General features: G+C 62.4%; 14 protein-coding genes. 13 read left to right on the top strand and 1 reads right to left on the bottom strand.

Features of this window, described 5'->3' with window-relative positions; all coding sequences use genetic code 11:
- Positions 1–397, bottom strand: a 397-nt coding sequence (locus tag FJY68_11260; GenBank protein MBM3332405.1) for a cation transporter, incomplete at its 3' end; no start/stop codon positions are given.
- 84 nt (positions 398–481) lie between these two features.
- On the opposite strand from FJY68_11260, the gene FJY68_11265 reads away from it, so the two are divergent.
- From FJY68_11265 to FJY68_11325, 13 genes are all read left to right on the top strand, one after another.
- Entirely contained in the window at positions 482–1489 is a 1008-nt protein-coding gene (locus FJY68_11265; protein MBM3332406.1) for a sensor histidine kinase, read from the top strand.
- A gap of 99 nt (positions 1490–1588) precedes the next feature.
- The gene (locus FJY68_11270; protein MBM3332407.1) at positions 1589–2977 is read left to right on the top strand and encodes a sigma-54-dependent Fis family transcriptional regulator; all 1389 of its coding nucleotides are present in this window, start codon (positions 1589–1591) and stop codon (positions 2975–2977) included.
- 264 nt (positions 2978–3241) lie between these two features.
- Positions 3242–4225: a hypothetical protein gene (locus FJY68_11275; GenBank protein ID MBM3332408.1), complete on the top strand. Its 984-nt coding sequence runs from the start codon at positions 3242–3244 to the stop codon at positions 4223–4225.
- The gene (locus FJY68_11280; protein ID MBM3332409.1) at positions 4179–4769 is read left to right on the top strand and encodes a hypothetical protein; all 591 of its coding nucleotides are present in this window, start codon (positions 4179–4181) and stop codon (positions 4767–4769) included. Before FJY68_11275 ends, FJY68_11280 begins: the two co-directional genes overlap by 47 nt.
- A gap of 125 nt (positions 4770–4894) precedes the next feature.
- On the top strand, positions 4895–6055 hold the full coding sequence (locus FJY68_11285) for an ABC transporter permease (protein MBM3332410.1): 1161 nt from the start codon (positions 4895–4897) through the stop codon (positions 6053–6055).
- Between the two features lie 207 nt (positions 6056–6262).
- Positions 6263–7423 (top strand): ABC transporter permease, encoded by a 1161-nt coding sequence (locus FJY68_11290; protein MBM3332411.1) that lies wholly within the window; start codon positions 6263–6265, stop codon positions 7421–7423.
- A 38-nt stretch (positions 7424–7461) separates the two neighbouring features.
- Complete coding sequence (locus FJY68_11295; protein MBM3332412.1) at positions 7462–8169, top strand: ABC transporter ATP-binding protein; 708 nt, start codon at positions 7462–7464, stop codon at positions 8167–8169.
- A 20-nt stretch (positions 8170–8189) separates the two neighbouring features.
- Entirely contained in the window at positions 8190–8945 is a 756-nt protein-coding gene (locus FJY68_11300) for an ABC transporter ATP-binding protein (GenBank protein ID MBM3332413.1), read from the top strand.
- A gap of 86 nt (positions 8946–9031) precedes the next feature.
- Positions 9032–9421 (top strand): hypothetical protein, encoded by a 390-nt coding sequence (locus tag FJY68_11305; protein MBM3332414.1) that lies wholly within the window; start codon positions 9032–9034, stop codon positions 9419–9421.
- Positions 9422–9911: 490 nt separating this feature from the next.
- A complete protein-coding gene (locus tag FJY68_11310) occupies positions 9912–10082 on the top strand; it encodes a YHS domain-containing protein (protein ID MBM3332415.1) in 171 nt (56 codons plus the stop codon).
- Between the two features lie 501 nt (positions 10083–10583).
- The gene (locus tag FJY68_11315; GenBank protein ID MBM3332416.1) at positions 10584–10838 is read left to right on the top strand and encodes a hypothetical protein; all 255 of its coding nucleotides are present in this window, start codon (positions 10584–10586) and stop codon (positions 10836–10838) included.
- Positions 10839–11083: 245 nt separating this feature from the next.
- The gene (locus FJY68_11320; protein ID MBM3332417.1) at positions 11084–11272 is read left to right on the top strand and encodes a redoxin domain-containing protein; all 189 of its coding nucleotides are present in this window, start codon (positions 11084–11086) and stop codon (positions 11270–11272) included.
- A gap of 96 nt (positions 11273–11368) precedes the next feature.
- A complete protein-coding gene (locus FJY68_11325; GenBank protein MBM3332418.1) occupies positions 11369–11614 on the top strand; it encodes a hypothetical protein in 246 nt (81 codons plus the stop codon).
- Positions 11615–12879 lie beyond the last annotated feature (1265 nt).

Genomic DNA, 12879 nt, shown 5'->3' on the forward strand with positions numbered 1-12879 from the left:
GCGCCAGGGATTGACCAGCGCATACTCCTGCTCCCGGCGCTCGACCTTGACGCGCTGGTTGATCGTCAGGTAACATCAATCGTAGCAGCAATGCGCAAAGGGGGTCACGATGTGCCCGGGCCGGCCCGTTGATGAAGGCGGTGAGGATGCGCACCTTCCGGTAGCCGAACGTTCGACGTTGGTTGGGAGCCCGCTCGGACATCCTGAGCCCGAAGTAGGAGAGACCCAGCGCGACCGCGTCCGAGGCGTCGTGGATTGAGTCGGCGACGAGGGCTAGCGAGTTGGCAATCAGCCCGAAGATGAGTTCGGCCACGGCGAACCCGAGGTTCAGGACGATAGATACGATGAGGCTTCTGCCCTGACGTGCGTGGCCGTGGTCGTGATGGTGGCCGCTCATGCTGTGGGAGATGTTAGGAACATCCGCGCCGCCGCGCAAGTCGCGCAGAGTTGACGGTCGCGGCTTGCAGCATAGACTCTGGGAGTGAATCGGCCTTTGTGGCGGCAGCCGGAGTTCTGGACAACGGCCGGCGCCGTACTGGCACTGACCATCGGGCACTATGCGGCGCCAACCCACGATCCGTTCTGGCACGACCTGTTCCGCCGGCTCTACTATCTGCCGATAATCTTGGCCGGGTTCCGTTTCGGACTGGGAGGCGGGCTGGCGACGTCCACGGCCATATCGCTTCTCTTCCTGCCCCACGTCCTGATGATGAAACACATGCTTCCCCGCCAGGCGAGCGAGGCGGTGTTTGAGATTCCGCTCTACCTCGTCGTCGGCGTCGTGACCGGCGTTCTCTCCGACCGGCAGCGTAAGGTGAGCGAGTCTCTGCGTCACGCCGAGCGGCTCAAGTCTCTCGGCGAGATGGCCGCAGGAATGGCGCACGAGGTGAAGAACCCGCTTGCCGCGATCCGCAGTTCTGCCCAGATACTCACCGAGCGGCTTTCAGGCAAAGAGGCGGAGTTCGCTCGCATCGTCGTCAGCGAGGTCGACCGTCTCAACCGGGTGGTCAACGAGTTCCTGGATTACGCCCGCCCGGCACCGCTGAAGCGTGAGCCGGTTCTGCTCAGTGCGCTGCTCGATTCATGCCTGGAACTGCTGGCGCCAGTCATTGCTCAGGCCGGAATCAGGGTGAAACGGGCCTACCCGCAAGGCGAGCGGCAGGTCAACGCCGACTCGAACCAGTTACGCCAGGTTTTCCTGAACCTGGTTCTCAACGCGGTGCAGGCGATGCACGCCGGGGGCGAGGCAACGCTCGAATTGAGGCAGCAGGGCGGTTCTACGCTGGTCCTGGTGCGCGACACCGGGTCGGGGATTCCCTCCGACAAGCTGCGGCGGGTGTTCGAGCCGTTCTACAGCACCAAGCCGGGCGGAACCGGGCTGGGGCTGCCGATTGCCAATCGGATCGTGTCCGAGCACGGCGGCAGACTGGTGATTGAGAGCAGGCCGGGAGAAGGTACGACCGCGACCGTGACTCTGCCGGAGGAGTAGGATGCGTGATGAGGCCAACGCTGCACACTAGAACCTGCTCCTCACCCCAGCCCTCTCCTCTTGGAGGAGAGGGAGGAGCGGAGCGAGGGTGATGAGTCTATGAGACATCGGGTTCTGGTAGCGGATGACGACAAGAGCGTCGCCCAGGTCGTGAAGTTCCTCCTGGAGGAGGAGGGGCATGACGTGGTCGTCGTCGGGAGCCTATCAGAGGCAAGAGAGCAGTTCCGGCACCAGGGACAAGATCCGAATTGCCTGAGCGCAATTCGGTCATGTCCCTCGTTCGACCTTGTTGTCACCGACCTGAAACTCCCGGATGGGACCGGCCTCGACGTGCTCAGGCTGGTCAAAGAGGCAAGCCCGGACGTGCCGGTCGTCCTGATAACGGCGTTCGCGACGGTGAACACTGCGGTCGAAGCAATGAAGCTCGGGGCGTTCGACTACGTCCAGAAGCCTTTCGACAACGACCGTCTGAAGGGGCTGGTGGCCAATGCCCTGCGCCTGCGGGACCTTAAGATCGAGAATACCAGACTGCGGGACGAGGTCGTCGGCCGGCATGGTCTCAGTGCGATTGTCGGCGCGAGCCCGCAGATGGAGAAGGTACGCGAGATGGTGCGGCTGGCAGCGAAGAGCGATGCGGCGGTGATGGTCCTGGGCGAGACCGGAACAGGTAAAGAACTTGTCGCCCGCGCCATCCACTTTCTCGGGCAGCGGGCGGCGAAGCCATTCGTGGCCGTGAACTGCGGGGCGATTCCCGAGAACCTGGTAGAGAGCGAGCTCTTCGGCCACAAGAAGGGCTCGTTCACCGGCGCGACGAGCGACCGGGACGGCCGGTTCGCGCAGGCCGACGCCGGCACCATCTTCCTAGACGAGGTGACCGAGATGAAGCGCGACCTGCAGGTGAAGCTGCTGCGGGCAATCGAGGCGCGCGAGATCCAGCCCGTCGGCAGCACCGATACCCTGAAGGTGGACGTGCGCATCATCAGCGCGACCAACCGCGACCCGATGAAGTGCGTGCGCGAGGGCGAGTTCCGTGAAGACCTATACTACCGCCTGAATGTCTTCACCCTGCCGATTCCGCAGTTACGCGAGCACCGGCAGGACATACCTGAACTGGTCGCCTCCTATCTGGTTCAGCGCGGATATGGGCCGGAGGCCGTCAGCAAGGAAGCGCTGGAGCTGCTGGCCGAGCACGACTTCCCGGGCAACGTGCGGGAGCTCCAGAACGTGATTGAGTCCGGGCTCATTCTGAGCGGGGGAAAGCCCGTAGTCCCCGAAGATATCGCGGAGAGGCTAATGCCTCAAGCTTCAGGCCTCAAGCCTCAAGCTCCGAGCATACCGGATGACGGTCTGTCACTGGCTGACGTGGAACGCAGCCATCTTGAGGCAGCGTTGAAGAAGACCGGCGGCAACCAGTCGCAGGCCGCGCGTCTGCTCGGCATCTCCCGCGCCACGCTGATCTACCGCATGAAGAAGCACGGGCTCATGTAGCCCGCGCTGTCTGTCTGCAGACAGCAACTGTAGCATAACAGACAATCGCGCCGGAGCCCGGCGTTCCTGGCATTCACAACTCTCGTGGCAGCGTTGCTTGCAGGAGGTGCCGGGTTGGTACGCTTCGTGCAATCCCGCTGGCGATGTGTTCAAGCAACAGCCAGAACTGGGCAGTGACCCTGACGACTCTGGGTTTGTTTGCCGGCCTCGTGGTCGCATCCATTGTCCTGCTAGTGAAGTCGCTGAACTCGAAGGAGATCGAGAATGAAGAAGATTAGCCTGCTAGTTGCCGCGCTGGCCGCAATCACCCTGGCCAGTACAAGTTTGAAACTGGGCGGTGCCATTTACCCGCGCTATGCGCTTTCCGACAAGCAGAGCACGTTCGAGTTAATGGGGGCGGAAGCCACCATCCAAAGCCAGGTGACGAGCGAAACGCGGGACATCATGTACGCAGCACTGCAGGTCTACACCGGCGGCGTCATGAGCGGTTGGTTCAAGGGTATACACTTCGGCGAGGCCTATGCGATGTTCCCCCTGGGACTGTCTCTGCCGACAATCAAGGTCGGCCAGGCAGTTGTTCCGTTCGGCCTCCTTGAGACCTATGACATTCACACGCAGATTGTGCAGACAACTTATGCCAGGTCCCTGGGTCTGCGCCTCGATCCTGGACTTGGCCTGACGGGCGTGCTCGGGCGGACCGGCTACGCACTTTGGTTGTCCAATGGAAATGGACCGGACAGAATGGACAATGACAAAGGGAAGGTCGTAACTGCCCGAGTCGCGCCCCGATTCCTTCTCGGCAATGCCGACCTGACCTTCGGATTAAGCGGCCTGTGCGGCTCGCTGCCCTACTGGAGCATCGACTCGCTGGCAAACTTCCCCAAGGGCCCCCAGTCCTATGCTGTGAAATACCGGCTCGGACTAGACAACACCGCGGACTGGGGGCCCTTGACTTTGCGGCTGGAAGGCGTGGCCGGGAAGGACTCGGCGCTTTCAGGCGCAACCGTGTTTGGCTACTACGCCGAGGCAAGGTACGCGTTCGTCTCCTGGCTCGAAGCGCTGGCGAAGTACGACGGCTGGCACGCGAACGGGGGGCAGCTGAACAACCTCAGCACGGGTCTGAACTTCTACCCGCCCAACACCTCGGCGTTTGAAATCCAGACCACATACCAGATTGACTTGTCGAAGACGGCAGCAGGCAATGAGAACAACTGGAAGTTCATCACTCAGCTGGTCGTTCGCATATAGCGTCATCGGCCTGCTGCTGGCAGCGAGCGCGGCCTCGGCCTCGCTCTGCGTCTGGCGGCAGCCGGATGCGGATATTGCCGGGATATTCGGCTCCGGCAGCTACAAGACCGTCTTCACTGACATCTCCGACTCCCTGAATCTGAAGATCGAGAAGCGGTTGGGCTTTCCGCTGGATCCGGACGAGACCCAGTTCAAGTACTTCCCCGTGTTCCGGGGGACGAAGCGGATCGGGACCGTCATGACCCATGCCGGCAAAGGGCAGTTCGGCGCCATCGAGATCGTTACGGCAGTTGTGTCCGGCGACTCCGGTCCCGTCATCAAGGAAGTTCGCGTGCAGCGGGACCGGGAGAAGGCCAAGGCAGCGCTGCGGAGCAAGGAGTTTCTGGGACAGCTCAAGGGCATGTCGGTGAATGACGAATTCCTGATATCTAATGACGGATCAGGATTGAGGACGGCGGCCCCGGGTGCGGAGAAGGCTTCACAGGCGATCGCGACCGCGGCCCGTAAACTGCTCATCGTCTACGATGAGCTGGGCCGGCCCTGATGCGCAGAGCTGAGCATCCATAGCACCATGGCACAAAGGCACGGAGCATACCCGTCGAGGCGGACCTGGCTCGGTCTGAGTGAACGCCCGTGCCTTTGTGCCTGTGTTGCTGCAGGGGTGGTACCATGAACTTCACCCGGTTCGCGCTCAAGAACCTCTTCGCACACAGGACTCGCACGATACTGACGCTGGGCAGCATGACCGTTGCCGTGGCGGTTCTGTTCACCCTGGTGTCGTTCAACCGTGGGTACGAGAAGGCGCTCAAGACCCAGTTGCAGGGCATGGGCATCCACATGATGGTTGTACCGGTCGGGTGTCCGTACGAGGCTGCGTCGCTAATCCTGAAGGGCGGCAAGATTCCGAGCTACCTGCCGGCGGACGTGCTGGAGGAAGTCCAGGCAATCCCCGAGATCGATGTCGCCGCGCCCACCTTCATGAGTGCTATCGTCCGGCCGGATGAGGGCCGGACCGACATCTACGTCGGCATCGACTCCAGCACGCTGCGGCTGAAGAACTGGTGGAAGTTGAACGGCAGGTTCCTTGATAGGCCCAACGACGTGATACTCGGGCATGACGTGAAGCTGATTGAGCTGTCGAACATCGGCGACCAGGTCTACATGCCCGAGAAGGACGTGACGCTGGATGTGGTCGGCGAACTGGAGCCGACCGGCAACGAGGACGACGGATTCTTCTACGTGCCGCTGGCGACCGCGCAGGCGATGTTCGACCAGCCGGACAAGCTGACCGGCATCTCGATCCGGCTGAAGAACCCGGACGATGCGCCGGTCGTGACCTCGCGGCTGGGGAAGATAAAGGGTGCGGAAGTGATTACCATGGGCGAACTGCTGGGAACGATGATGACCCTGATGGGTTCGGCCAAGTCGCTGCTGCTTTCGATTGTAATGATCATCATCATCATCTCGGCGCTGGGAGTGCTGAACACGGTGCTGATGTCGGTGTTCGAGCGGACAAAGGAAATCGGTGTGATGCGCGCGACCGGTGCTTCTCAAGCTCACATCTTCGGACTGGTGTGGCTTGAGACCCTGATGCTGTCGCTCCTGGGCGGAGCCGGCGGGCTCGGCCTGGCCCTGGTTGGAGCCCGGCTGCTCGAGAGTGTGGTGAAGAAGTTCCTGCCACTCGCGCCCAAAGGCAGCGTGATTGCGCTGGAGCCGGCCAGCTTCCTGCTGATTATGGCGTTCGTGCTTGGCATCGCGGTCGTGGCCGGTTTCTACCCTGCGGTACGGGCCGCCCGGGCCAAACCAATCGAGGCACTAAGAAGTGAATAGAGGACTAGTGGTCAAGTGGTCTAGTGGTCGAGTACAGGGAACATCGGCTCCGGGCCGGCTCCTCACTGGATCACTGGAACACGGGACCACTGGAGCACTATTCTCGGAAGTGGTCAAGTGGTCTAGTGGTCGAGTGCAGGGAACATCGGCTCCGGGCCGTCTCCTCACTGGAGCACTGGAACACTGGAGCACTGGAGCACTATTCTCATGATCTGGTTCAAGCTGGCATTCAAGAACCTGATTCGGCGCAAGACGCGCTCGACCCTGACCGTGCTCGGTGTTGCCATTGCCATTGCGGTTCTCTACTCCCTGTTCCAGTTTCAGCAGGGCTACCAGTTGCGGCTGAAAGGCGAACTGGGAGCGTTGGGCGCACACGTGATGGTTGTGCCCAAGGGCTGCCCCTACGAAGCCGCGACGATTGCGCTCCACGGCGGCAAGTGGCCGCGCTACATGGACGAGAGTCTGCTCGACAAGGTGAAGGCAGACCCGGGCGTGCTTGAAGCCGCCGGAGTAATCATGGACGCGGTTTTCGCCCCGGACAACAAGAACGTCATCCTGCTCGGGATCGACGAAGACTACATGAAGCTCAGGCCGGCGTGGCACATCAACGGTCACTGGTTTGACTCGGATTCGAGCGTGATCCTGGGCTCGACCTCGGCCCAGGAAGCCGGGGTCAAGGTCGGGGACATCTGGACCGTACCGGAGAAGAACTTCCGGCTGCACGTGGTTGGCGTGCTCAACCGCACGAACACGCAGGACGACGGGTTCGTGTTCGTGCCGCGCAAGACACTGCAGAAGATCTCCGGGCTCGAGGGCAAACTCGTCCTGATTCTCATCAAGGCGAAGCAGGTGGACAGGACTGACGCGTTGGTCGCCTCGCTCAAGGCCAGCGAGGTGGACATGAACGTCTTCCCGCTGTCCGAGCTGCTCAGCACCATCACCTCCTTGATGGCGAGCACCAAGGTTTTCGTTTCCACCATCATCCTGATTGCAGTCATCCTGGGCGGGGTCGGCGTTCTCAACACGGTGCTGATGGCCGTATTCGAGCGGACCAGGGAGATTGGCATGATGAAGGCGATGGGCGGGTCACGCGGGGACGTATTCAAGCTCGTCTGGGCCGAGACCATTCTGACTACCGGGCTGGGCGGCGTGGCCGGCGTGGTGATCGCGATCTTCTCTTCGCGCCTGGTCGAGGCGCTCATCCGCGGAATGATCCCGTACGCGCCCAAGGGTTCGCTCATCGGGCTCTCCTTGCCGACGATGGCCATGTGCGTGGTCCTGTCGCTCGTGCTCGGGCTGTTCGCGGGTTTCTATCCCGCGTTCCGGGCCGCCAGCGTGAAGCCGGTCGAGGCGATAAAGGCAGAATAGCCGTGAGGGATCGAGGGATCGAGGGAGCAGGGGAGCGAGTGTCCGACTCGAATACTGCAGTCGAGGCGCGGGGTCTGACGCGAGTCTACAGGCGTGGGGCAGAGAGCATCAGGGCACTGAAAGGAATCGACCTCGCCATCGGACGCGGCGAGTTCGTCGGGGTCGTCGGGCATTCGGGAGCAGGGAAGACCACGCTTCTGAATCTCTTCGGGCTGATGGACCGGCCGACCGAGGGCAGGCTCGAAGTGCTGGGCACCGACGTCACCCGCCGTGGCGTCCGCTTCGACGCTCTTCGGCGCGCGAACATCGGGTTCGTGTTCCAGGAGTTCTACCTGATGCCGACACTGACCGCGCTCGAAAACGTGCTGCTGCCCACGATGTGGGGCAAGGGAAACGCCGAGCGCCGAGCGGCGAACGCCGAACTTCCCAAGGGAATCCGTGACCGGGCCGAGGAACTTCTCAACTTCGTCGGGCTCGGCCATCGTATGACGCACAAGCCCTCCGAGCTATCCGGCGGCGAGATGCAGCGCGTGGCCGTTGCCCGCGCCCTCATCAACTCGCCGCGCCTGCTGCTCGCCGACGAACCTACCGGCAACCTTGACACTACAACCCGCGATGGCATCTTCAACCTCCTTCTGGGCCTGAACCGGGATTCCGGACTGACGGTTGTTGTGGCAACACACGACCTGAGCCTGGAGTCCCGGTTCACGCGGGTTGTTCGACTGGAAGATGGAGTGATCAAGTGATCCAGCGGTCAAGTGATCGAGTGGCGGAAGGCGGCAGCAGTGGCTCCGGCACTGGGTCACTGGACCACTCAAACACTGGGCCACTTCTTGTTGCCAGCGACCTCTGGCGCAGCTACCATCGGGGCAGCGAGACGATTCACGCGCTGGCCGGGCTGAACCTTGCCCTGGCGCCGGGCGAGATCGTGTCCGTCGTCGGTCGAAGCGGATCGGGCAAGACCACCCTGCTGAACCAGATCGGCTGCCTTGACCGGCCGTCACGCGGCAGCCTGCAGATTGCGGGCACCGAGGTCACCGGCCTCAGAGAGCAGGAACTGGTCCGGTTCCGGCGCGACCACATCGGGTTCATATTCCAGCTCTTCTACCTGATACCGACGTTGACGGTCGAAGAGAACATACGGCTGCCGCTCATCTTCGCCCGGAAGCGTGATGAGCAGCGGGTGAGCGAGCTGATTGAGCGGGTAGGGTTGAGCAAGTCGCGTCGGGCTCTGCCCAGGCAGCTCGACGGCGGCGACATGCAGCGAGTGGCAATTGCACGGGCATTGGTCAATCGGCCGCGGATTCTGCTTGCCGACGAGCCGACGGGCCGACTGGAGAAGAAGTCGCGCGGCGCCGTACTCGGGACATTCAGGGAACTGGCGCAGGACGGGCTGGGCATCATCATGGCCACTCACGACCCGGAACTGGCGTCAGAGGCAGACAAGAAGATTGAGATTTCCGACGGTCGGATTGTGAATCAGGAAACCTACCACCAAGACACCAAGACACCAAAGGAATAGTCGTGGAAAACGGGGACCGTACCGGATTGCGGTCGCGATCTCGCGGCCGGGGACAATCCCCGCTTTCCACTGGAACAGGAGAACAGATGAAGAAGTACATCGCTCTGGGATTGACCATGCTTGTCGCCGCCGCGGCCGTTGTCGGCTGTGGCGGGGGCAAGGCGGGAACCGCAAAGTCCAAGGCCTTCGGCAAAGCCATCCCGGTGGATATGACCGTGACCTCGGCCAAGGCCATCCTCGACAGCCCGCATGCGTGGGAAGGCAAGGACGTGCTCGTGGCCGGCAAGATAACGAGCGAGTGTCCCTCCGGCTGCTGGTTCTGGGTCAAGGACGAGACCGGCGAGATATACGTGGACATTCACCCGACCAACCTCTCCATCCCGCAGCGCGTCGGAAAGACGGTGCGCGCGATGGGCAAGGTCATACTTGAATCGGGCCAGCCTTCTGTGGTAGGATACGGGCTCGAACTGAAGTAGAAAGGAACTCATGAAACTGATGCTTGCGATTGCAGTGGCAGTGACGATGGCAGCCGGGCCGGCACTTGCCCAGTGCGGCGGATGCTCGGGCGCGGCGGGTTGCGGCGCCAGCCAGAAGGTAAGTCTGAAGCTCGCGGCCGTGAACGGTGACACTTTCGACGTCGGCAGACTGGTCGGCAAGCATCCCCTGGTGCTGCTCGTTGCCGGCACGGGCAATGCTTCGAAGGCAGCGGCGGCGGTCGTCCAGAAGGCGTTCGCGAAGCCCGGCCAGACGACGAAGTACTTCGGCGTCATCAACACCGGGATGAAGTCGGCGAAGACCGCGGCCCGGGGTTGGAAGCTCGACTACACCGTGCTGTCCGACCCGGACAAGAAGGCGACGGCCTGGCTGAATGTCGACACGATCCCGTCGGTCGTGTTCGTCAACATGGCGGGCAAGGTCATCAGGACCGAGACCAGGGTCACCGAAGCGAACGTGGCTGATGGAGTGATGGCATTGGCACAGAGCGCAGAGAAGCTGGTTGACCCGGTCTGCGGCATGACCGTGACCGAAGAGACCGCGGCCGCAACCCACGACTATCAGGGCAAGACCTACTACTTCTGCAACAAGGCCTGCAAAGAGAGCTTCGCCAAAGACCCGCAGAAGTACCTGGCTCAGTAGCAGCTCCGGAGCGGAACCGATTCCGCCGAGGAAAAGGGGCGTGTCCGAGCCGCGCGCATCCCGTTTCGATGCCGAGAAGTAGACGCCGCGAAGGGTGCGGATGAGGGTTCGGCGGGTTTGCTTGACTGACAGGGCGAGGGGGGTAGGCTTGAAGCTGCGTTGGGAGCTCTGAGCCGCAGTCTTGCCTCTGTGCGGCCTGGGTACGACAACGCATGGGCGCTTGGGCCCATGGAAGCAGCAGTCTCCGTGAGCGCGGAGGCGCTGTGAGTCTGGTAGCCGGCGCGGGGACCATGGGCTGGTTCCTTCCGGGCGCCGGGTGCGCAGCGAGGCAGTCTGCGACGGCAGGGTGACGGCAGGAGGCGCGACCGCCACCTCTGGAGAGCATCCGCGCCTCGGGTTCACTTTCTGTGGGCGGGAAGTGAGCTCTGGTAGAAGACACCGCACGGTCCGCTAGGCGAGAGGCCGCGTGACCGGCATGCGCGGCAGTGAGGAGCGTCCGGTATGGAAAATGGTGTTCAAGAGCTGGCAGCAGTCGTCCTCGAGCCAGCACAGACTCGGTTCGCGCCGTCGGTAGGTCAGGCGCTGGGCGCGACCGCAATCTCAGATGCAGAACTGAATTCTACCCCGACAGCCGTAGTGCGCCTCTGGGCGGGCACCCGGCCTGGAGTGATGGCCCAGAAGCGGCCGCCGCAGAGGGCGCCAGCGGTCAACGTCATGGCGCTCGAGAGCCGCGTGGCCGACTCTACCTATGAATGAGCAGTGGTCCCAGAATAGATGGGATCCGGCAGGTCCAGGCAATTGGTAGTCTGACGCGGGCGACTCTGTCGCAGCTCAGGCCGGCGAAGACGGGGATAGACCCGTCTTCGCCGATACATCCCCGGTTCGCCCGTCAGGGCCGCATCTGGCCGACGAATCCAGCCTCGGTCCTACAGGCCATTGACACACCGCAGGCCTGGACTAGAATGGGTCGAGTGGAAAGTGCGACCTGAAAGTGAGGAACCATGCGTAGTAGTGCATTGATCGGGGTACCGCTGGTCGTCTTCGGGCTGGCCTGCAACGCCCTCATTCCCAAGCCGGATGTCGGACACAAGGCGCCGAACTTCCGCCTGCCGGACACCGCCTGGGTGGAACACTCCCTCAGCGAGTTTCGCGGCAAGGTCGTGCTGCTCAACTTCTGGCAAAGCGGCTGATCGGGCAGCGGCGCGGAGTTACCGCGCCTCTCGGTCCTGCAGAACATCTACGCCGCGCGCGGATTCGAGGCAATCGCCATCAACATCGAGGAGAGTATGGAGGACGTCGTCAAAGTGGTGGCACGGCAAGCCTCGAACCTCCACCTGCGCGACGACGGCTACTGGTGGTCTGTCTACAGGCACAACAGCGTGAGCCCCACGAACTACGTAGTCGACACTGCCGGCGTCGTCACGTACTGGTCAGAAGGGTTCGACGAGATGGCAATCCGTGGTGCAATCGAGGCCTTGCTTCCGGCTCCTGGACCGGCTGCAGCCGCGCCGACAGGCCGGTTTCGCAACTAGCGCGACAGCACCGGTGTCCGTGCGGCCCGTGCGTCCCCTGTGAGCGTGCCCAGCAGTTCGTAGGACAACCGGTCTGGCGGGCGAGACTGGTCGGGGAACTGGCTGGCAGGCGAATCCGGACGCAGACCGGAACGCAACCTCGACTGCTATCTCGGCAACTGCTCGAACCGCCAGCGTCCGGACGCAGCGGAGAAGAAACCTCGGAGCTAACCGGCGGACTGCATTCCCTGTTCCTCAGCACACAAGTTCAGGAACTCCCGGTCACACTCCTCTCCGGACGGATGGCGAAGCACTCCCCGAGACAGTCTCTGCGACGACTTCCCTTACTGCTGTCTGCTGTGTTCTGTATGCTGTCCGAGGGGTAGTCCCCCGGGTGCGGGCGTCACTTCGGGGGCCTCAAGCCTAACGCCTCAGGCACTCAGCACATAGGCCCGAAAACCGCTTGCCGCCGCATTCTACGACCTCGTAGAATTGTCACCCATCCGCCGGCAAATCCCGGCACTTTTGACTTCGTTTGCTCCCTCGCCTGCGTCCCGTCACTCGACACCGCAGCCGCACGCCGAGGACTCTCGGTTGTCTGCGGTTCGCGCTTCTGCATTCAGGTCTCCGGACTCTGGACTCCGGACTCCGGACTATCCGTGCCCGCCACTGCCGTGCCTTGGTGTGCTGGAGGTAGAAAAGCGGTTCGTGAATCCGCGGTCCCGCGATTCCGGCTGGAATCTGACTATCGGTATCTTCGTGCCTCGTTTGCGGAAGCCTGCCAGCGGCCTCGCGCCGAACCCGCCATTGCGTCTCGCGAGGCATGCGGCGAAGCACCGGTCGAAGCATCGGCGAAAGCACCGCGGGCTGGATAGTGCGACGCGCCCGCGGTCGCGTCGGTAGCTGAATCCTGAGCTGCATCGCAACCTGCATTAGAAGTCGCTTGCGAAGCTGCATCGCGCGCGGCATGAGACGTTGCACCAGTCGACGCACCAGCAGCTTCACGTCGCGTTCCATGAGTCGATTCACGAGTCGATGCTCAGTTGGTTGCATGTTTCGCGGCGTGCCCAGCTGCATCGGCCGAAGCAGCCCCCCAGGCGGCCCGTGGGCCGTCCACTCCCCGGCAGAATTGTGGTCCGCGTCTGTTCTCGCACTATATGTAGTGTCAGGCCGAACCTGTCCCGAGGATGTCCCTGTCTTAGTTGAAAATCAGTAGCGGTTCCCCTGCCCGGATGGTAGCATCTGGGTTGTTTGAATGTTATGAAAGGAGAACCGCTGTGAGAAAG

The sequence above is a fragment of the candidate division WOR-3 bacterium genome, from assembly GCA_016867815.1.
GTDB lineage: Bacteria > Hydrothermota > Tepidihabitantia > Tepidihabitantales > Tepidihabitantaceae > UBA2258.

Excerpts from the sequence above, each read along its gene's own strand:
- FJY68_11290 (MBM3332411.1), top strand. The coding sequence starts at position 6,263 with ATGATCTGGTTCAAGCTGGCATTCAAGAACCTGATTCGGCGCAAGACG.
- FJY68_11275 (MBM3332408.1), top strand. The coding sequence starts at position 3,242 with ATGAAGAAGATTAGCCTGCTAGTTGCCGCGCTGGCCGCAATCACCCTG.
- FJY68_11280 (MBM3332409.1), top strand. The coding sequence starts at position 4,179 with ATGAGAACAACTGGAAGTTCATCACTCAGCTGGTCGTTCGCATATAGC.
- FJY68_11270 (MBM3332407.1), top strand. The coding sequence starts at position 1,589 with ATGAGACATCGGGTTCTGGTAGCGGATGACGACAAGAGCGTCGCCCAG.
- FJY68_11305 (MBM3332414.1), top strand. The coding sequence starts at position 9,032 with ATGAAGAAGTACATCGCTCTGGGATTGACCATGCTTGTCGCCGCCGCG.
- FJY68_11325 (MBM3332418.1), top strand. The coding sequence starts at position 11,369 with ATGGAGGACGTCGTCAAAGTGGTGGCACGGCAAGCCTCGAACCTCCAC.
- FJY68_11310 (MBM3332415.1), top strand. The coding sequence starts at position 9,912 with ATGGCATTGGCACAGAGCGCAGAGAAGCTGGTTGACCCGGTCTGCGGC.
- FJY68_11315 (MBM3332416.1), top strand. The coding sequence starts at position 10,584 with ATGGAAAATGGTGTTCAAGAGCTGGCAGCAGTCGTCCTCGAGCCAGCA.
- FJY68_11285 (MBM3332410.1), top strand. The coding sequence starts at position 4,895 with ATGAACTTCACCCGGTTCGCGCTCAAGAACCTCTTCGCACACAGGACT.
- FJY68_11320 (MBM3332417.1), top strand. The coding sequence starts at position 11,084 with ATGCGTAGTAGTGCATTGATCGGGGTACCGCTGGTCGTCTTCGGGCTG.